Raw genomic sequence first — 18,806 nt, forward strand, 5'->3', positions numbered from 1 at the left:
GACGTCGTTGCACCCAAGATCGATATCCCATACGTTCCGTTTTGCTGCGGAATGTCGTAGCGCTCACCCTGCCCTTCCCGGAGCCGCTCATGCCCTCCCGGCCCAGGCCCATCCACGATCCGCGCCGCGACGACTGCCCGTGGTGCGGATCGAAACGCCTGCGCACCCGACTGCGGTCACCGGACCTGCGCCGGCGCAGACCGGGCACCTTCGTGGTCGACGAGTGCCGGGACTGCGCGCACGCCTTCCAGAACCCGCGCCTGACCCCCGAGGGACTGACGCTCTACGACGGTCCGCGCGACCGGCGCCACAGCCCCCGGCACCTGCGGGCGACGGCGCGCGCGATGCTGCCCTTCCCGGAACCGGAGAGCTGGCTGGACGTGGGGACGGGGGACGCCCGCTTCCCCCTGGCGGCCAAGGCGCTGTTCGCCTACACGGCGTTCGACGGGGTGGACGTGACCCCGCGCGTGCAGCGGGCACGGGCGGCCGGCCGCCTGGACGAGGCCCACCTGGGCGCGCTCACCGCCCCCGACGTCCTCTCCCGGCTGCGCGGGCGCTACGACGTCGTCAGCATGCTCCACCACCTCCCCCACACCAGGGAACCCCGGCAGGAGCTCGCCGCCGCACTCACCGCCCTGCGGCCCGGCGGTCACCTCCTGCTCGAACTCCCGGACCCCACCAGCGCGTTCGCGACGGTCCTGGGCAAGTGGTGGCACCCGCACGACCAGCCCCGCCACCTCCACCTAATCCCGCCGGCCAACCTCCTGCTGGAACTCGAGTCCCAGGGCTGCGCCATCGTCACCACCGACCGCAGCGCCGCCCACACCCCCCACGACCTGTCGACGGCGGTCTCCCTCTACTTGAACCGCACCCGCCTGCACCGCGCCGCGGGGCCCGCCACCGCCGCCGCCGCGCTGGTGGACCATGTCCTGGCCCCGGCCCTGCGCCGCACCCGCTTCTCGAACGCGTACCGGGTGATCGCCCGAAAGGCCGGGTGAGCGCGGCGAGCGCCGGCCGTCGGGCGAGTACGGGCGCGTGGACGGACGCGGGCGCGTGGACGAGCGCGGGCGCGTGGACGAGCGCGGGCGGGTGGACGAGCCGGGCGCGTCGCGACCGGTCGAGCGGGGCCCCGCGCCCCCGGTGCTCACCCCCGCAGCACCACCGCCTGGCCCGCCACCACCAGGACCACCTCCTCGCACTCGGCCGCCACCGCCGCGTTCAAGCGCCCCAGCTCGTCCCGGTACCGGCGCCCGGACGCGGTCGCCGGCACGATCCCCGACCCCACCTCGTTCGACACCAGCACCACGGTCCGCCGGGCCCCCCGCACCGCCCCCGCCAACTCCGCGACCCGCCCCCGCAGGCCCCGCTCACCCCCGTCCGCCCACACCGCGTCGTCCCACGCGCCCACCGCGTCCATGACGTCCGTCAGCCACAGCGACAGACAGTCGATCAGCACCGGCGCCCCCGCCTCCGCCAGCAACGGCACCAGGTCGCACGTCTCCGCCGTACGCCACGAACCCGGCCGCCGCTCCCGGTGCGCGGCCACCCGGGCCGCCCACTCGGTGTCCCCGCCCCGCGTCCCCCCGGTCGCCACGTACAGCACATCCGGGAACGACTCCAGCCGCCGCTCCGCCTCCACCGACTTCCCCGACCGCGCCCCGCCCAGCACCAGCGTCCGCCGCGGCACGTCCGGCACGTCCTCGTACACCCCCGCCACCAGCGTCGTCCCGTCCGGCACCGCCCGCGCGCCCGCCGCCGCCAGCCGTCGCGTCAACTCCGCGCCCGGCGGCACGTCATGGTCCAGATGTACGGCGACCACGTCCGTCGTCGGCCCGACCGCGCCCACCGCCCGGAGCTTCGCCAGCGCGTCCGGCCGCCCCACCGGATCGGCGAGGACCAGGTCGTACCGCTCGGCGGCCTCCGCCCCCTCCTCCAGACCGGCCGGCGCGCCCCCGGGCGGCAGATACAGCAGCCGCTGCCCGTCCGGACCGGTCACCGCGTAACCGGTGCCGGGCGCGTCCATCGCCACCGCCCGCACCCGATGCCCCGTCAGCAGCGCCAACTCCCGCCCGTCCGGGACCCGCCCCGGCTGCGGCAGCCCGGCCGGCACCTCCACCGGCGGCCCGTCGTGCGGATGCGACAGCAGCACCTGACGTACCCCGCCCAGCGAATGCCCCACCCGGGCCGCCGCGAAGGCCGCACCGGGCGTCAGATCGAGGAGCAGTGCCCCGTCCACGAGCAACGCGGTCGCCGCACGCGCGTGCGGTCCCAGCGACAGCGCGCACACCGCGCAGGGGCAGTCGGGGCGGGGCAGCCCCGCCGGGGCACCGGTTCCGAGCAGAGTCACTTCCACACAGCGTATTTTCGCGTCTCTGACCTGGTCTTGCGCATCCGACTAGGCTGCTCGGCAGGGACCGGACCAAGATCCGGCCTCTGCTCTGCACGTGGTCACTTCAGGGAGGCGTACATGGCGGCATGGACGTGGCGGTTCGAGAAGACCGACGGGACGGAGGTCCCGCCCGCGGTGGAGCCGGAGGAGTTCACCACCCAGGGGGACGCCGAGTCCTGGATCGGGGAACAGTGGAAGGCCCTCCTCGAAGGCGGCGCGGACCAGGTGCGGCTCTTCGAGGACTCCACCGAGATCTACGGCCCCATGAGCCTGCACGCGAACGAGGCCTGACCCCGTAACCGCGGCAAGGGGCGGCCCCGACACGGCCGCCCCTCCGCGCACCGCCTCCGCACCGCCTGCGCACCCGCCTCACTGCTCACCCAGCGTCACCCGGGCCGTCTTCTCCTTGCCGTCGTGGGTGTACGTCACGGTGGTCCGGTCGCCCGGCTTCTCCTCGGCCAGCGCCTCCGTCAGCGAGGCGATGGTGGTGATGTCCGTGTCGCCGAGCCGGACGATCACGTCCCCCGGCCCGATCCCCGCCTTCTCGGCCGCACCGCCGCTCTTCACCTCCACCACGACCACCCCGGCGGGCTGGAAGTCCGCGTCCACGAAGGTGCGTCCGGTGATGCCGAGCGCCGCCCGGCCCGAGTCGGTCACCCGGCCGCTGCGCACGATCTGGTCGGCGATCGTGCGCACGGTCGACGCGGGGATCGCGAACCCGATGCCGGGCGCCGCTCCGCCGCCGAGCTCGGGATCGGTCGCGGCGAGCGTCGGGATCCCGATGATGCGCCCGTCCAGGCCCACCAGCGCGCCCCCGCTGTTGCCCGGGTTGATCGCCGCCGAGGTCTGCACCATGTTGGCGAGGGTCGCCCCCGTACCGCCGCCGTCACTGCCCTCGCTGACGGTCCGTCCGGTCGCCGAGACGATGCCCTCCGTCACGCTCGACGACAGCCCGAGCGGCGATCCCATCGCCAGCACGACCTGCCCGACCTGCACCTTCGAGGAGTCCCCGAACGACGCCGCCCGCAGCCCGGCCGGCACACTGTCCAGCTTGACCACGGCGAGGTCCTGCTCCGGGTAGGCGGAGACGAGGGTCGCCGTCAGCGGCTTCTTGCTGTTGGCGGTGGTCACCCGGAACGTCCGCCCGTCCGCGACGACGTGCGCGTTGGTGACGATGTGGCCCCTGCCGTCGTAGACGACCCCCGACCCGAGCCCGCTGTCCGTCTCGACCTGCACCACCGAGGGCAGTACGTCCTTGATCACCCGCTGGAAGTCGCCCTGCAACTCCTCCGCGGCCTGCCCGGGCGGCCGCACGACGGGCTGCGCGGCCTGCGCGGCCTGTGCGGTGGTGGCCTGCGGAGTCCGTGCACCGGCGGGCGCCCCGAGCCCGGAACACCCGGCACAGCACACGAGCAAGGCGATTCCCAGGGCACGGAAACGGGCAGCGTCCATGTGCCGAGTCTCAGGGCGGGGCACGGGACGGGCCCGGTGGACCCACCCGAACGAGTGAAGCCCGTACCGGCCGCACAAGGGGCGCGGGGAACCGCGCGATCAAATCCCACGGAACCGCACCCGTACGGCGACCCGACCTCAGGCCCCCCGAACCCCACAGAGGTGCAGCAACGCCGCCACCCCCCGGTAGGGGTCCGTCCTGCCGGCCCGCTCCTCCACCGCCAGCAGCGCCTCCGCCTCCGCGGGATCCTCCGGCGCCGCCGTGTCGTCCGAGGCGGTGTCGGTGAACACCCGCACCCCGTACCACGCCTGCAACGGCGCCCCGATCCCGGCCAGCGCGTCGGTCAGGGTCGCCAGCCGGTCGGCGCGCACGTCCAGACCGAGCCGATTGGTGTAGGCCACCGTGTCGAAGGAGGCCAGCGCGTCCGCCCACTCGCCGCTCAGTCCCGGCCGCATGGCCAGCGCGTCCGCGTTGCGCACGAGCAGCGACAGCAGCCCGCCCGGGGCCAGCATCCGGCCCAGACCGGCCAGCAGGGCGTCCGGCTCCTCGACGTACATCAGGACGCCGTGGCACAGCACCACGTCGAAGCTGCCCGGCAGGAAGTGCACCCCGGTGTCCCGGCCGTCGCCCTCGATGATCCGCATCCGCTCCCGGATGCCCTCCGGCTCCCCGGCGAGTGCCTCCCGGGCCACCGCGGCCATCGTCGTGTCCTGCTCCAGACCGGTCACCTGATGACCGAGGCGGGCCAGCCGCAGCGCCTGCGTGCCCTGCCCCATGCCCACGTCGAGCACCCGCAGCCGCTGCCCGACCGGATAACGCCCGGTGATCTGCTCGTCGAGCTGCCGGGCCACCAGCTCCTGCCGTACGACATCACGCAGCCCGCCCAGCCTGCTCAGCCAGGCCTCGGCCGCTCCCCCGGAGAACGCCGTCGTGCTCAGGGCCGCTCTCCGCGCTTGACCTGCGGCTTCGGCAGCCGGAGCCGGCGCATCTGCAGGGAGCGCATCAAGGCGTAGGCGACCGCGCCCCGCCTGTTCTGGTCGGGGAAGCGCGCCTGCAGCGCCTTGCGCAGCCGGAAGGCGGAGACGATCGAGTCGAGCACGATCAGCACGATCACGACCAGCCACAGCAGCAGCGCGACGGTCTGCAGCGAGGCCACCCGGACCAGGCTCAGCACCAGGATCGCCACGGCCATGGGCAGGAAGAACTCCGCCACGTTGAACCGCGAGTCGACGAAGTCGCGCGCGAACTTGCGGACCGGCCCCTTGTCACGGGCCGGGAGGTACCGCTCGTCGCCGCCCGCCAGCGCCTGGCGCTGACGCTCCAGCTGGGTGCGGCGCTCGTCGCGCTGCCGCTTGGCGGCCTCCTTGCGCGTCGTCGGTGTGTGGGCGACGCTGCGGCGCTGGGACTGGGCCTCGCTGCGCTTGGGCGTCGGCCGGCCCTTGGGGGCCTGCGGGTCACGGGTCTGCTTGGAGTCGGTCACCGCCGCCTTGTCGGCGGGGGCCTTCTCTTCCTTGGCACGGCTACGGAACACAAAACCCAAGGGTAAGCGCTCGCGGGCATGGACCCCAGTCCCGCGGGGAACGATCCGGCAACACCACGCGTCTGTAGTGGAGACGGACCGGGACAGTCGGGGGAAAACGGAGGAAGAGGGGACGTAAGGGCGGGCGGGTGCCCACCCTGAGGGTCACCTACTCCTCACGCCGGATCAAAGGACCCCGTCAGTCGTTCTCGGGGAGGAGCGCATCCGCCCCCGAACAGTGCGTCAATGGATGCAGGGCCCGTACTGTGGGTTCTGTCGCAGAGCTCGAGCTGGACGTCAGAAGGGGGCGCGCGAAGCCCATGAGCGGTGTCATGAAGCGTATGGGGATGATCTTCCGCGCGAAGGCGAACAAAGCCCTTGACCGGGCCGAGGACCCGCGCGAGACCCTCGACTACTCGTACCAGAAGCAGCTGGAGCTCCTGCAGAAGGTCCGCCGCGGCGTCGCCGACGTGGCCACCTCGCGCAAGCGCCTGGAGCTTCAGCTCAACCAGTTGCAGTCGCAGTCCTCGAAGCTGGAGGACCAGGGCCGCAAGGCGCTCGCGCTCGGCCGCGAGGACCTCGCCCGCGAGGCCCTCTCCCGCCGGGCCGCCCTCCAGCAGCAGGTCACCGACCTGGAGACGCAGCACGCCACGCTCCAGGGCGAGGAGGAGAAGCTCACGCTCGCGGCGCAGCGCCTCCAGGCCAAGGTCGACGCCTTCCGTACGAAGAAGGAGACCATCAAGGCCACCTACACCGCCGCGCAGGCCCAGACCCGCATCGGCGAGGCCTTCTCCGGCATCTCCGAGGAGATGGGCGACGTCGGCCTCGCCATCCAGCGCGCCGAGGACAAGACCGCCCAGCTCCAGGCGCGGGCCGGCGCCCTCGACGAGCTGCTCGCCTCCGGCGCCCTGGACGACCCCACCGGCATCGCGAAGGACGACATCCAGAGCGAGCTGGACCGGCTCTCCGGTGGTACGGATGTAGAGCTGGAACTGCAGCGCATGAAGGCCGAGCTGGCCGGGGGCTCCTCCTCCGGGCAGCAGGCCATCGAGGGCGGCACGGGCCGGCAGTCCCCGCAGCAGCAGCAGGACACCCCGCGCTTCGACAAGCAGTAACAGCCCGGCGCCGGGGACCGGAGCCGAGGAGGGCCGACATGATCGTACGGATCATGGGGGAGGGCCAGTGGAAACTGGCCGACTCCCACTTCGCCGAGCTGAACACACTCGACGACGAGCTGCTCGCGGAGATGGAGGGCGGCGACGACACGGGCTTCCGGCGCACCCTGGGCGCCCTCCTCGACGCGGTCCGCCGCCTCGGCGAGCCCCTGCCCGACGACGCCCTCGAACCGTCGGAACTGATCCTGCCGACCCCGGACGCGAGCCTGGAGGAGGTCAGGGAGATGCTGAGCGACGACGGACTGATCCCGGGGTAGGGAAACCAGCCCCGGCGGACGAGGCCCCTTCAGGGCCGAAGCGGGGGTCCGGGGGCGGTGAGCCCCCGGGCACGGCCAGGAGAGCGACGGTAAGCAGAACGTGACCCCCCTCGCACGGGCCCGGCACCAGCTGACGGCCCACCCCCTCGCCCTGGACTCGGCCCTCGCCGCGGGCGTCCTGCTGTGCATGCTCGCCGGCTCCTTCGTCGGCCCGCACAGCGGCCACACCGTCAGCTGGAGCGTCCGTCCCCCCGCCCCCCTCAGCCTCCTGCTGATGACGCTCGGCGCCCTCACCCTGGTCTTCCGCCGCCGCGCACCCATGACGGTCCTCGCCGTCACCGGCACCCTGTCCGTCGTCGAGTGCGTCACCGGCGACCCCCGTGCCCCGGTCGCGATGTCCGCCGTCGTCGCCCTCTTCACCGTCGCCGCCACCACCGACCGCCGCACCACCCTGCGCGCCGGCCTGCTCACGATGACCGCGCTCACCAGCGCCGCGATGCTGGCCGGCCCGCTGCCCTGGTACGCGCAGGAGAACCTCGGCATCCTCGCCTGGACCGGCATCGGCGCCACCGCCGGCGACGCCGTCCGCAGCCGCCGGGCCGTCGTCCAGGCCATCCGCGAGCGCGCCGAGCGGGCCGAGCGCACCCGCGAGGAGGAGGCCCGCCGCCGCGTCGCCGAGGAACGGCTGCGCATCGCCCGCGATCTGCACGACGTGGTCGCCCACCACATCGCCCTGGTCAACGTCCAGGCCGGGGTCGCCGCGCACGTCATGGACAAGCGCCCCGACCAGGCCAAGGAGGCCCTCGCCCATGTCCGCGAGGCCAGCCGCTCCGCGCTCAGCGAGCTGCGCGCCACCGTCGGCCTGCTGCGCCAGTCCGGCGACCCGGAGGCCCCCACCGAACCGGCCCCCGGCCTGGACCGCCTCGACGAGCTGGCCGGCACCTTCCGCAACGCCGGCCTGCTGGTCGAGGTGGCCCGCGCCGACCACGACGCGCCACTCCCCGCCGCCGTGGACCTGGCCGCCTACCGGGTCATCCAGGAGGCCCTCACCAACGTCCAGAAGCACGCGGGAGCGGACGCGAAGGCCGAGGTCAGCGTCGTACGCGTGGGACCGCACATCGAGATCACGGTCCTCGACGACGGATCCCCGGGGCCCGAGGAGGCCCCGGTCGGCGGCGGGCACGGTCTGCTCGGCATGCGCGAACGCGTCACCGCCCTGCGCGGCACCCTCACCACCGGTCCCCGCTACGGAGGCGGTTTCCGGGTGCATGCGATCCTGCCCGTCAAGCCCCGCCCCCGGACCGCCGAGGACCCCGTATGACCATCCGTGTCCTGCTCGCCGACGACCAGGCGCTGCTGCGCAGCGCGTTCCGGGTGCTCGTCGACTCCGAGTCCGACATGGAGGTGGTGGGGGAGGCGTCCGACGGGGCGCAGGCGGTCCGGCTGGCCCGCGCGGAGCGCCCGGACGTCGTCCTGATGGACATCCGCATGCCCGGCACCGACGGCCTCGCCGCCACCCGCGAGATCAGCGCGGACCCCGACCTCGCCCAGGTCCGGGTGGTCATCCTGACCACCTTCGAGGTCGACGACTACGTGGTGCAGTCGCTGCGCGCGGGCGCCTCCGGCTTCCTCGGCAAGGGCAGCGAGCCGGAGGAGCTGCTCAGCGCGATCCGGATCGCCGCCGGCGGCGAGGCCCTGCTCTCGCCGGCCGCCACCAAGGGCCTGATCGCCCGCTTCCTCGCCCAGGGCGAGGCGCCCCACGACCACGACCCCGCCCGGGCACAGCGCCTCGGCGCCCTCACGGTGCGCGAGCGCGAGGTCCTCGTCCAGGTGGCCGGCGGTCACTCCAACGACGAGATAGCCGAGCGTCTGGAGGTCAGCCCGCTGACCGTGAAGACGCACGTCAACCGGGCCATGGCGAAGCTCGGCGCCCGTGACCGGGCCCAACTCGTGGTCATCGCCTACGAGTCGGGGCTGGTCCGCCCGAGGGTGGAGTGACGCCGCCCCCTCGTACTGCGGTCGGAGTATGAGGGGGTTAAGGAAATGGACCTGGGGCTTACGGATCGCCCGGTGGTGAGGGCACAGGGTTGAAGGGCCGCATCCGGCACTTCTGCCGCTCACAGAAGAGAGACCCCCACCCATGTCCTGGCTGTCCCGCTTCAGCCTCGGACAACGGGCCCTGATAGGCCTGATGTCCCTGATCGCGCTCGTCTTCGGCGCGATCACCGTCCCGCAGCTCAAACAGCAGCTGCTCCCGACCATCGCCCTGCCGATGGTGTCCGTGCTCGCCCCCTACCAGGGCGCCTCCCCGGACGTCGTCGAGAAGCAGGTCGTCGAACCGATCGAGAACAGCCTCGAAGGGGTCGACGGCATCACCGGCGTCACCTCCACCGCGAGCGAGGGCAACGCCCTCGTCGTGGCGTCCTTCGACTACGGCAACAACACCAAGCAGCTCGTCGCCGACGTCCAGCTGGCCGTCAACCGGGCCCGCGCCCTGCTCCCCGCCTCGGTGGACCCGCAGGTCATCGCCGGTTCCACGGACGACGTACCGGCCGTGGTCCTCGCGGTCACCTCCAGCAAGGACCCGCGGGCCCTCGCCGACCAGCTCGACTCCACCGTGGTGCCCGTCCTGAAGGACATCGACGGCGTCGGCCAGGTCTCCGTCGCCGGCGTCCGCGACCTCCAGGTCACCGTCACCCCGGCCGACGCCGCACTCGCCAAGGCGGGCCTGACCACCCAGTCCCTCGCGCTGGCCCTCCAGGCGGGCGGTGCGACCGTCCCGGCCGGCTCCTTCGACGAGGCGGGCAGCAACCGCACCGTCCGGGTCGGCGACGGCTACACCTCCGTCCGGCAGATCGAGGACCTGCGCATCCCCGGCGCGGCCGGCCAGAAGCCGGTGCGGCTCGGTGACGTCGCCACGGTGCGGCAGGAGGAGGCACCCTCCGACTCCCTCACCCGCACCGACGGCAAGCCCAGCCTCGCCGTCACGGTCACCATGGACCACGACGGCAGCGCGGTCGCCATCTCGAAGGCCGTCGAGGACAAGCTGCCCGGTCTGCGCCAGAACCTCGGCTCCGGCGCGAAGATCACCGTCGTCAGCGACCAGGGCCCGGCCGTCTCCAAGGCCATCGAAGGCCTCACCACGGAGGGCGCGCTCGGACTGCTCTTCGCGGTCCTCGTCATCCTCGTGTTCCTGGCGTCGGTCCGCTCGACGCTGGTCACCGCGGTCTCCATCCCGCTGTCGGTGGTCCTCGCCCTGATCGTGCTGTGGACCCGCGACCTGTCGCTCAACATGCTGACCCTCGGCGCGCTGACCATCGCGGTCGGCCGGGTCGTCGACGACTCGATCGTCGTGCTGGAGAACATCAAGCGCCACCTCGGTTACGGCGAGGAGCGGCAGGCCGCCATCCTCGCCGCGGTCCGCGAGGTGGCCGGCGCGGTCACCTCCTCCACCCTCACCACGGTGGCCGTGTTCCTGCCGATCGGTCTGGTCGGCGGCATGGTGGGCGCGCTGTTCGGCGCGTTCAGCCTGACCGTCACGGCGGCCCTGCTGGCCTCCCTCCTGGTCTCACTGACCGTCGTACCGGTGCTGTCCTACTGGTTCCTGCGGGCTCCCAAGGGCACCTCCGAGGACGCCGAGGAAGCCCGTCGCGCGGCGGAGGAGAAGGAGAACAACAGCCGGCTCCAGCGGATCTACGTCCCCGTCCTCAGGTTCGCGACCCGGCGCCGGCTCATCAGTGTGGCCCTCGCCGTCGTCGTCCTCCTCGGCACCTTCGGCATGGCACCCCTGCTGAAGACCAACTTCTTCGACCAGGGCGAGCAGCAGATCCTGACGGTGAAGCAGGAGCTGAAGCCCGGCACCAGCCTGGCCGCGACCGACGTCCAGGCGAAGAAGGTGGAGAAGCTGCTCTCCGGTGTCGAGGGCGTGAAGGACTACCAGGTCACCGTCGGTTCCTCCGGCTTCCTGGCGGCTTTCGGCGGGAGCACCGACACCAACCATGCCTCGTTCCAGGTCATGCTGGAGGACTCGGCGCACTCCGAGGACGTGCAGAGCCGGATCGAGGACGGGCTGAAGAAGCTCGACGGCATCGGCGAGACCACCGTCGCCGCCGGTGACGGCTTCAGCAGCCAGGACCTGAGCGTCGTGGTGAAGGCGGCCGACGCGGACGTGCTGCGCACGGCGTCCGAGCAGGTCCGCAAGACGGTCGCCGGGCTCGACGACGTCACCGACGTCACCAGCGACCTGTCGCAGAGCGTGCCGCGCATCTCCGTCCAGGCGAACTCCCGGGCGGCCGCGGCCGGTTTCGACGAGCAGACGCTGGGCGCGGCGGTCAGCCAGGCCGTGCGCGGGACGACGGCGGCGAAGGCCCTCCTCGACGACACCGAACGCGATGTCGTCATCCGCTCGGCGCAGCCCACGCGGACCCTGGCCGAACTGAAGGCGCTGCGGCTCGGCGCCGTACGGCTCGGTGACGTCGCCACCGTCCAACTGGTCGACGGCCCGGTGTCGATGACCCGGATCGACGGGCAGCGCGCGGCCACCGTCACCGCCCGGCCCACCGGCGACAACACGGGCGCGGTCAGCTCCCAGCTCCAGTCCAGGATCAAGGCGCTGAAGCTCCCGGCGGGCGCCACCGCCGAGATCGGCGGTGTCTCCTCCGACCAGGACGACGCGTTCAAGAACCTGGGCCTGGCGATGCTCGCGGCGATCGCGATCGTCTTCATGCTGCTGGTGGCGACCTTCCGCTCGCTCGTGCAGCCGCTGATCCTGCTGGTCTCCATCCCGTTCGCGGCGACCGGCGCGATCGGTCTGCTCCTCGCCACCGGCACCCCGATGGGCGTCCCGGCGATGATCGGCATGCTGATGCTCATCGGCATCGTGGTGACCAACGCGATCGTCCTGATCGACCTCATCAACCAGTACCGCAAGCAGGGGTACGGCGTCGTCGAGGCCGTGGTGGAAGGCGGCCGGCACCGGCTGCGCCCCATCCTCATGACCGCGCTGGCGACCATCTTCGCCCTGCTGCCGATGGCTCTCGGCGTCACCGGTCAGGGCGGCTTCATCGCCAAGCCGCTGGCGGTGGTCGTGATCGGCGGTCTGATCACCTCCACGCTGCTCACCCTGCTCCTCGTCCCGACGCTCTACGCGATGCTCGAACTGCGCAAGGAACGCCGGGCCGGGAAGCGGGCCTTGAAGCGGCAGTCCGCACAGCCCGAGAAGTCCCCCGAACCGGCGGGCGTCTGACGGCACGTCGGCGCGGCGGACACCCTGTCCGTCGCGCCGACGTTTTTTCATTTCCGGCCGGTTCATCAGGAGTTCGCGGCTGTTCGCAGGGTGCCCCGGACGCGGCCGAGTCCCGCGCCGGGGCATCGGCGTGCCGCGCAGCGCGGCCCTGCCGGTCTGCCTTCCGCACCGCCTTTCCCTATCCTGTGGATGCGAACTGTCCGGCGGGGGAAGGGGAACCGGGACGTGCCGCTGACCAAGGGCGACCCGAAGGCGCTCGGCGGATATCGGATCGTCGACCGCCTCGGGGCGGGCGGGATGGGCGTCGTCTACCTCGGCCGGTCCCGTTCGGGACGGGACGTCGCCGTCAAGCTGGTGCACGCGCAGTACGCGGAGGACGGGGTCTTCCGGGCCCGGTTCCGGCAGGAGATCGAGGCGGTCCGCAAGGTGAGCGGTGCCTTCACCGCCCCGGTCGTGGACGCCGACCCGGAGGCCGTACGGCCCTGGATGGCCACGCAGTACGTACCGGGTGCCGCGCTCTCCGCCCGCATCCGCGAGGACGGCCCGCTGCAGGGCGCCGAGCTGCGCCGGCTGGCACTCGGGCTGGTGGAGGCGCTGCGGGACATCCACCGGGCCGGGGTCGTCCACCGCGACCTCAAGCCCGCCAACGTCCTCATGGCCGAGGACGGCCCCCGGGTCATCGACTTCGGCATCTCCCGCGCCACCGAGAACCAGACCCTCACCGAGACCGGGCACGCGATCGGCACTCCGCCGTTCATGTCCCCGGAGCAGTTCAAGGACGCCCGCTCGGTCGGCCCGGCCTCGGACGTGTTCTCGCTCGGCGCGCTGCTGGTGTTCGCCGCCACCGGTCACGGCCCCTTCGACGCCGACAGCCCCTACATGACGGCGTACCGCGTCATGCACGAGGAACCGTCGGTCGACTCCGTCGCCGAGCCGCTGCGCTCGGTGCTGGTGCGCTGTCTGGCCAAGGAGGCCGACGAGCGGCCCGGGCTCGACGAACTGGGCCGGGCGCTGGCGAGCGCGCTGCCCGAGCCGGAGACGGGCGAGGTGGCGACGGTGACCCTGCGGACACCGCCCGTGCGGCCCGTACCCGAGGGGCCCTCCCGGGCGTTCCCGCCGGACCGCGGTCCCCGCCTGCTGCGGTGGCCGGTCCTGGCCGCGGTCGCGGGTGTCCTCGCCGTGGCCCTCACCGGCTACCTCCTGTTCGACCCGTTCCGCGGGGCCGGTGCCAGGGCGGAGCCGGACGCCACGGGCGCCGCGTCCTCCCGCTGGGCCCCTCTTCCCGAGGGCTGGAAGCCCTGGCGGACGTCGCTGTTCGCGACGGCCGCGAGCGGGGTGCGCGAGCCGCTGGGCGGCGCCGACGACATGGTGGACGGCGGCTCCCTGTCCTGCACGACGGGCAGGGGCGCCCTGTACTGCGGAGGGAACGGCACCCTGCCGATCCGGGTCGACGGGGCGACGGGGCGGATCGTCTGGCGCGCCGAGCCCCTGCCCGCGGGGGTGACGCGGGAGCGCTACGACAGTACGCCCCTCGGAGTGCACGACGACGTGGTGCTGGTCTCCCAGTCGGTCCTGAACCGCGCGGGCAACGACTCGCAGGCCACCCTCCTGGCCCTCGACGCGCGCACCGGCGAGCGGCGCTGGTCGCGCGCGACGGCGTCCCCCTACGAGATGCCCGCCGTCGTAGGGGATCTGCTGCTGAGTTCGGACGGTCTTCGGGTGACCGCCCGCGACCTGCGCGACGGCGGTACCCGCTGGACCACGACGCTTCCCGCCGGGGCCGGCTACGGCTGCAAGGTCCACGACGTCGACGGTCTTCCGTACGCGGGCTGCACCAATGCGGGCACACCGTCGCGCACCGTGTTCTACGCCGTCGACCCGGCCGACGGAACGCCCCGCAAGGTGAGCGTGCCGGACGGCGACGCCGAGTACCTCGGCACCGTCGACGGCGATCTGGTCTTCGTGATGCACCGGCGGCAGGACCGCACCCTGGCCGACACGACGTACAGCGAGGTGCTGCTGATCGACCCGGACACCGCGGCCGTACGGAAGAAGAAGCTGGCGGGCGGTCCGCGCGGCAGGGTCTCGCTGGCCGGCGGCGTGCTGTGCTTCGCCTCCTCCAGCGGCCTGCTGACCGCCTACGCGCCCGCGACCGGCGAGCGCCTGTGGGCGACCTCGACCACCCTCCAGCAGCCCGGGGAGCCCGTCGCCGACGGGCAGGGCCGCACGGTCTTCGCGGCCAGCGCCTCCGGGCGGGCCGCGGCCCTGGACGCGGCCAGGGGCACCCTGCTGTGGGAGTCCCCCGCGCGCGCCGACCATGTCGCCGAGCCGGGCTACGCGACGGCGCGCGTGTTCCTCGACGAGGGCGCCCTGATGGTGCTCTGTCCGGACGGGACGGTCGTCACGCTGGACCCGGGCCACCCCGACCTGGAGCCGGTGTCGGGGTGATCCGGGGCCGGCGCGGGTCCGGGGCTACGGCAGCGCCAGCATCCGCTCCAGCGCCAGCTTCGCGAACGCCTCGGTCTCCCGGTCGACCTCGATCCGGTTGACCAGCTTGCCCTCGGCCAGCGACTCCAGGGTCCAGACCAGGTGGGGGAGGTCGATGCGGTTCATCGTCGAGCAGAAGCAGACCGTCCGGTCGAGGAAGACGATCTCCTTGCCCTCGGGCGCGAAACGGTTCGCCAGCCGGCGCACCAGGTTCAGCTCGGTACCGATGGCCCACTTCGAGCCGGCCGGGGCCGCCTCCAGCGCCTTGATGATGTACTCGGTCGAGCCGACGTAGTCCGCCGCGGCGACGACCTCGTGCCGGCACTCGGGGTGCACCAGCACGTTCACGCCGGGGACGCGGGCGCGGACGTCCTCGACCGACTCCAGGCTGAAGCGGCCGTGCACCGAGCAGTGACCGCGCCACAGGATCATCTTCGCCGCGCGCAGCTGCTCGGCGGTCAGCCCGCCGTTCGGCTTGTGCGGGTTGTAGACGACACAGTCCTCCAGGGACATGCCCATGTCCCGGACGGCGGTGTTGCGGCCGAGGTGCTGGTCGGGCAGGAAGAGGACCTTCTCGCCCTGCTCGAAGGCCCACTCCAGGGCCCGCTGGGCGTTGGACGAGGTGCAGATCGTGCCGCCGTGCCGGCCCGTGAACGCCTTGATGTCCGCGGACGAGTTCATGTACGAGACGGGCACGACCTGCTCGGCTATGCCGGCCTCGGTCAGCACGTCCCAGCACTCGGCGACCTGCTCGGCCGTGGCCATGTCGGCCATCGAGCAGCCGGCGGCGAGGTCGGGCAGGACCACCTTCTGCTCGTCGGAGGTCAGGATGTCCGCCGACTCCGCCATGAAGTGCACACCGCAGAACACGATGTACTCGGCCTCCGGGCGGGCGGCCGCGTCCCGGGCCAGCTTGAAGGAGTCGCCCGTGACGTCCGCGAACTGGATGACCTCGTCGCGCTGGTAGTGGTGGCCGAGCACGAAGACCTTGTCACCGAGCTTCTCCTTGGCCGCCCGGGCCCGCTCGACCAGGTCCGGGTCGGAGGGCGAGGGCAGGTCGCCGGGGCACTCGACACCCCGCTCGCTCTTCGGGTCGGCCTCGCGGCCGAGCAGCAACAGGGCGAGCGGAGTCGGCTGCACGTCGAGCTCCGTGGGCTGGGCGGTGGTCACGTCACGCACCCTTTCTACTTTTCGTCGAACTGACGCTATCTATGATAGCCTGCTTCACGTCACCTTGACGATGGTCATCGCGTCGATGTGACATGAATCCCGGAAACGGCACGAGGATGGCGAGGACAGGCCGCTGGGCGGGCCGGGCGGTCGCTGTTCGCTTCGCCGCCGGTGTGCGAGCATGAAGAGGCACGCGAAAGCACCACGCGACGAGAAGTGCCCGGCCCGGAATGAATCCGCGGCCCCGTCGGTTGCAACCGTCGGCAAGCAGCCTCCGTACAACCCGGGAGAGATGTAGATGTCCGTATCGGACGAGACCAGCACCGCCACCGACGGCATCATCCTGTCCGACGCCGCGGCGGCGAAGGTCAAGGCCCTGCTCGACCAGGAAGGCCGCGACGACCTGGCGCTGCGCGTCGCCGTGCAGCCCGGCGGCTGCTCGGGCCTGCGCTACCAGCTCTTCTTCGACGAGCGCTCCCTCGACGGCGACGTCGTCAAGGACTTCGACGGCGTCAAGGTCGTCACCGACCGGATGAGCGCCCCGTACCTGGGCGGCGCCTCCATCGACTTCGTCGACACCATCGAGAAGCAGGGCTTCACGATCGACAACCCCAACGCCACCGGCTCCTGCGCCTGCGGCGACTCCTTCAGCTGAGCCTCGCCCAGACGTACGACGAAGGCGGCGGCCCCTCTCCGGGGCCGCCGCCTTCGTCGTACTCCCGCAGCGGTGCCTACTGGGCGTCGGGCAGTCGCGCGCCCGCCTTCTCCAGCGGTACGGCCCTGCCGTCCGAGCCGACCACCTTCCGGCTGCCGAGCGGCGCGTCCAGCCGTACCGTCTCGTGGTACTCCTTGGCGATCAGGATGCAGACCTTGTTCGGCCAGGGCGTCTCCGTCACGGTGACCGTCACCCGGTCGCCGGACTCCTTCGCGCTCGCCGCATAGTCGGCGCACACCCCGCCGGTGAAGCTCACGACCAGCTCGTCGCCCTCGGCCGTGTAGCCGTCCACCTGGACGTCGCGGGTGCCCGAGGTGGCGCTCGGCGCCGGGGCGGGGATGGCCGCGTCCTTCAGGTAGGCCGGGTCGACCGCAGGCTGCGTCACCCGGTACCCGTCCGCGGCTCCGGTGCCCCGCACCTCGAACAGCCAGGACGGCACGAGCACCTGTCGCCCGCCCGAGGTGTGCTGGGCCAGCCCGAGCACCGCGTCCTCGACGGTCACGGTCCGTGCGGCGCCCGCCGAGCCCGCGGAGCCGGTGGACGAGCCGCACGGGCTCTCCAGCCGGTCCTTCAGCGGCACCGGGCTGGCGCACCCGCCGATGCCCATCCGGTGATCGGTCCTCGGCGCCGCGTTCAGCTCCTTCAGCGCCTTCTCGGCGGTCAGCAGGGGGTACGTCGCCCCCTCGACCGGCGCCTTCAGCTGCCCGTTGGCGCCGATGACGACCCCGTCGGCGCCGACGCTGATCCCGGTCGTCCACCCGTAGGTGAGCAGACCGCCGACCTCCGGGTCCGCGTTCACCACCCGCTGGGCGCCCATGACCTGGCTCGCGTCCACCTTGGCGTCGTCCTGCCCGACCGCCTTCAGGATCGGCGCCGCCGCCTTCTTCGCGGCCGCCTCGCTCACCGGATCGGCGGCCGGGGCCGCCGGGTCCTTGGTGCACTTGGCGATACCGCCCTTGCAGGCGTCCGTGCCCGGTGCGTACCGGCTGAACGTCCACATGCCCGGCGCCTGCCGGTTCACCCGCAGCACCGGCCCCGAACCGTCGTTCCCGGCGCCCACCGTCCAGGCCCCGCCGTCCGCCACGGGCGTCCCGTCCACCCCGAGCGCCTTCGCCAGCCGGGCCACCTCGCCCCTGCCGACCTCGCCCTTCGCCCAGTACACGGGCGCGGAACGGGGACCCTCGGGGAGGTCGCCGGCGGCCCGGTACGTCACCCCGTACGGGTTCGGCTCACCGGGCGCGATGCCGTTCGGCCCCCCAGCGGAGGCGGTGCCGGCGTAGTCGTCCAGCGCCAGCGGTACGGGGGTGCCGCCACCGGAGGGCGCCCCGGCACCGGCGCCGCCGCCGGTGGCCTGCGCGCTGAGATATGCCCCGCCACCCCCGACCAGCAGCACGGCGGCGGCGACGGAGAGAACGAGAAAGGGTGAGCGCCGACGGGGCACCGACGAGATCTCATCCCCGCCCCCACCCCCACGACCGACCGCCAACGGCCCCGAGACCTCCTGGCCCACTGGCGCGTAAGAGCTGTCCGAGCCTTCCCGGCCCGCCGGGCCCTCGGGAACTCCCCGCCCGGCCTGGGCCTGCGGGCTGTCCGTGGTTTCTCGGGCGGCTTGGGCCTGCGGGCTGTCCGTGGTTTCTTCGGCGGCTTGGGCGTGCGGGCGGTCCGCGGCTTCCTGGTCCGCCGGGGGCTTCGGGGCATCCGGGACGGCCCGGCCCGCGTGGGCTTGAGTGCGGTCCGGGGCTTCCTGGGCGGCTTGGGCGTGCGGGCTGTCCGGGGTTTCTTGGGCGGCCTGGGTCTGGGGGTTGTCGGCGGCTTCCTGGTCCGCCGGGGGCTTCGGGGCATCCGGGACGGCCCGGCCCGCGTGGGCTTGAGTGCGGTCCGGGGCTTCCTGGGCGGCCTGGGTCTGGGGGTTGTCGGCGGCTTCCTGCCCCGCCTGGGACTCCGGGCCATCCGGGACGTCGCGGAACCGCGAAGCGTCCTTCACGTGCCGCGCCTCACCGGCCCCCTGGGCCTCACCGGCCTCGGAGGCCTCCCCAGCCTCACTGGCTGTCGAGGCTTCCCTCGCGTCCCGGGCCCCGGCCTCGTCGGCCGCCGCGGCTTCCCCGGCCTCACTGGCTTCCGGGGCTTCCCCCGCCGCCTCCCGTGCCACGGGCTCGTCGGCCTCCGGGGCTTCGCCGGCATCCCGCGCCGCACCGGCATCCTGCGCCGCACCGGCATCCTGCGCCGCACCGGCATCCCGGGTTTCCCCGGCCTCCCGGGTTTCCCCGGTCTCACCGGTCTCGGAAGCTTCCCGCACGCGCGCGGTGTCGTCGTTCTCGGGTCGCTCGGTGTTCACCGCATCGCTCCTTCGGCTGCCCTGCTGTCGTACCTCGCATCCCCCCGACGAGGGACAGCGA

Annotated in this window: 15 protein-coding genes; 9 read left to right on the forward strand and 6 right to left on the reverse strand. The window is 72.9% G+C overall.

Translation table 11 applies throughout. The features are described 5' to 3' along the window. The first annotated feature begins 89 nt into the window (after positions 1-89). Positions 90-998: a class I SAM-dependent methyltransferase gene (locus tag AQJ58_RS04985; protein WP_067245062.1), complete on the forward strand. Its 909-nt coding sequence runs from the start codon at positions 90-92 to the stop codon at positions 996-998. Between the two features lie 146 nt (positions 999-1,144). Here the strand turns inward: AQJ58_RS04985 and AQJ58_RS04990 are convergent, their stop codons facing one another. Continuing rightward, complete coding sequence (locus AQJ58_RS04990; RefSeq protein WP_067245064.1) at positions 1,145-2,353, reverse strand: bifunctional adenosylcobinamide kinase/adenosylcobinamide-phosphate guanylyltransferase; 1,209 nt, start codon at positions 2,351-2,353, stop codon at positions 1,145-1,147. Positions 2,354-2,467: 114 nt separating this feature from the next. Here AQJ58_RS04990 and AQJ58_RS04995 point away from each other — a divergent pair, with 114 nt between their 5' ends. Next, complete coding sequence (locus tag AQJ58_RS04995) at positions 2,468-2,680, forward strand: hypothetical protein (RefSeq protein WP_067245066.1); 213 nt, start codon at positions 2,468-2,470, stop codon at positions 2,678-2,680. Between the two features lie 78 nt (positions 2,681-2,758). On the opposite strand, the gene AQJ58_RS05000 is transcribed toward AQJ58_RS04995, so the two are convergent. The 3 genes from AQJ58_RS05000 to AQJ58_RS05010 form a co-directional block, all read right to left on the reverse strand. Beyond that, positions 2,759-3,841 carry a S1C family serine protease gene (locus AQJ58_RS05000; protein WP_067245067.1) on the reverse strand — a complete coding sequence of 361 codons (1,083 nt, stop codon included), beginning with the start codon at positions 3,839-3,841 and terminating at the stop codon, positions 2,759-2,761. 138 nt (positions 3,842-3,979) lie between these two features. Beyond that, positions 3,980-4,693 carry a class I SAM-dependent methyltransferase gene (locus AQJ58_RS05005; RefSeq protein ID WP_067245069.1) on the reverse strand — a complete coding sequence of 238 codons (714 nt, stop codon included), beginning with the start codon at positions 4,691-4,693 and terminating at the stop codon, positions 3,980-3,982. Positions 4,694-4,776: 83 nt separating this feature from the next. Then, a complete protein-coding gene (locus tag AQJ58_RS05010; protein WP_067245071.1) occupies positions 4,777-5,373 on the reverse strand; it encodes a DUF3043 domain-containing protein in 597 nt (198 codons plus the stop codon). 308 nt (positions 5,374-5,681) lie between these two features. Here AQJ58_RS05010 and AQJ58_RS05015 point away from each other — a divergent pair, with 308 nt between their 5' ends. The 6 genes from AQJ58_RS05015 (at position 5,682) to AQJ58_RS05040 (ending at position 14,486) form a co-directional block, all read left to right on the forward strand. Beyond that, the gene (locus AQJ58_RS05015) at positions 5,682-6,476 is read left to right on the forward strand and encodes a PspA/IM30 family protein (protein ID WP_079078697.1); all 795 of its coding nucleotides are present in this window, start codon (positions 5,682-5,684) and stop codon (positions 6,474-6,476) included. 38 nt (positions 6,477-6,514) lie between these two features. Continuing rightward, positions 6,515-6,793, forward strand: coding sequence for a PspA-associated protein PspAA (gene pspAA, locus AQJ58_RS05020; protein WP_067245075.1), 279 nt, complete (start codon positions 6,515-6,517; stop codon positions 6,791-6,793). 100 nt (positions 6,794-6,893) lie between these two features. Further along, complete coding sequence (locus AQJ58_RS05025; protein WP_067245077.1) at positions 6,894-8,114, forward strand: sensor histidine kinase; 1,221 nt, start codon at positions 6,894-6,896, stop codon at positions 8,112-8,114. Further along, positions 8,111-8,791 carry a response regulator gene (locus AQJ58_RS05030; RefSeq protein ID WP_067245079.1) on the forward strand — a complete coding sequence of 227 codons (681 nt, stop codon included), beginning with the start codon at positions 8,111-8,113 and terminating at the stop codon, positions 8,789-8,791. The genes AQJ58_RS05025 and AQJ58_RS05030 overlap by 4 nt, the downstream gene beginning before the upstream one ends. Positions 8,792-8,933: 142 nt before the next feature. Continuing rightward, on the forward strand, positions 8,934-12,038 hold the full coding sequence (locus tag AQJ58_RS05035) for an efflux RND transporter permease subunit (protein WP_067245081.1): 3,105 nt from the start codon (positions 8,934-8,936) through the stop codon (positions 12,036-12,038). A 225-nt stretch (positions 12,039-12,263) separates the two neighbouring features. After that, on the forward strand, positions 12,264-14,486 hold the full coding sequence (locus tag AQJ58_RS05040) for a protein kinase domain-containing protein (RefSeq protein ID WP_067245083.1): 2,223 nt from the start codon (positions 12,264-12,266) through the stop codon (positions 14,484-14,486). A gap of 24 nt (positions 14,487-14,510) precedes the next feature. Here AQJ58_RS05040 and nadA read toward each other — a convergent pair whose 3' ends face one another. Further along, on the reverse strand, positions 14,511-15,695 hold the full coding sequence (nadA, locus tag AQJ58_RS05045) for a quinolinate synthase NadA (protein ID WP_067245819.1): 1,185 nt from the start codon (positions 15,693-15,695) through the stop codon (positions 14,511-14,513). A gap of 298 nt (positions 15,696-15,993) precedes the next feature. Between nadA and AQJ58_RS05050 the strand changes: the two genes are divergently transcribed. Beyond that, a complete protein-coding gene (locus AQJ58_RS05050; RefSeq protein ID WP_046727393.1) occupies positions 15,994-16,350 on the forward strand; it encodes an iron-sulfur cluster assembly accessory protein in 357 nt (118 codons plus the stop codon). A gap of 76 nt (positions 16,351-16,426) precedes the next feature. Here the strand turns inward: AQJ58_RS05050 and AQJ58_RS44235 are convergent, their stop codons facing one another. Next, the gene (locus tag AQJ58_RS44235; protein ID WP_234359956.1) at positions 16,427-18,745 is read right to left on the reverse strand and encodes a hypothetical protein; all 2,319 of its coding nucleotides are present in this window, start codon (positions 18,743-18,745) and stop codon (positions 16,427-16,429) included. Between the last annotated feature and the right edge of the window lie 61 nt (positions 18,746-18,806).

This window comes from Streptomyces sp. DSM 15324, assembly GCF_001514285.1.
GTDB lineage: Bacteria > Actinomycetota > Actinomycetes > Streptomycetales > Streptomycetaceae > Streptomyces.

Excerpts from the sequence above, each read along its gene's own strand:
- AQJ58_RS04985 (WP_067245062.1), top strand. The coding sequence starts at position 90 with ATGCCCTCCCGGCCCAGGCCCATCCACGATCCGCGCCGCGACGACTGC.
- AQJ58_RS04995 (WP_067245066.1), top strand. The coding sequence starts at position 2,468 with ATGGCGGCATGGACGTGGCGGTTCGAGAAGACCGACGGGACGGAGGTC.
- AQJ58_RS05000 (WP_067245067.1), bottom strand. The coding sequence starts at position 3,841 with ATGGACGCTGCCCGTTTCCGTGCCCTGGGAATCGCCTTGCTCGTGTGC.
- AQJ58_RS05015 (WP_079078697.1), top strand. The coding sequence starts at position 5,682 with ATGAGCGGTGTCATGAAGCGTATGGGGATGATCTTCCGCGCGAAGGCG.
- pspAA (WP_067245075.1), top strand. The coding sequence starts at position 6,515 with ATGATCGTACGGATCATGGGGGAGGGCCAGTGGAAACTGGCCGACTCC.
- AQJ58_RS05030 (WP_067245079.1), top strand. The coding sequence starts at position 8,111 with ATGACCATCCGTGTCCTGCTCGCCGACGACCAGGCGCTGCTGCGCAGC.
- AQJ58_RS05035 (WP_067245081.1), top strand. The coding sequence starts at position 8,934 with ATGTCCTGGCTGTCCCGCTTCAGCCTCGGACAACGGGCCCTGATAGGC.
- AQJ58_RS05050 (WP_046727393.1), top strand. The coding sequence starts at position 15,994 with ATGTCCGTATCGGACGAGACCAGCACCGCCACCGACGGCATCATCCTG.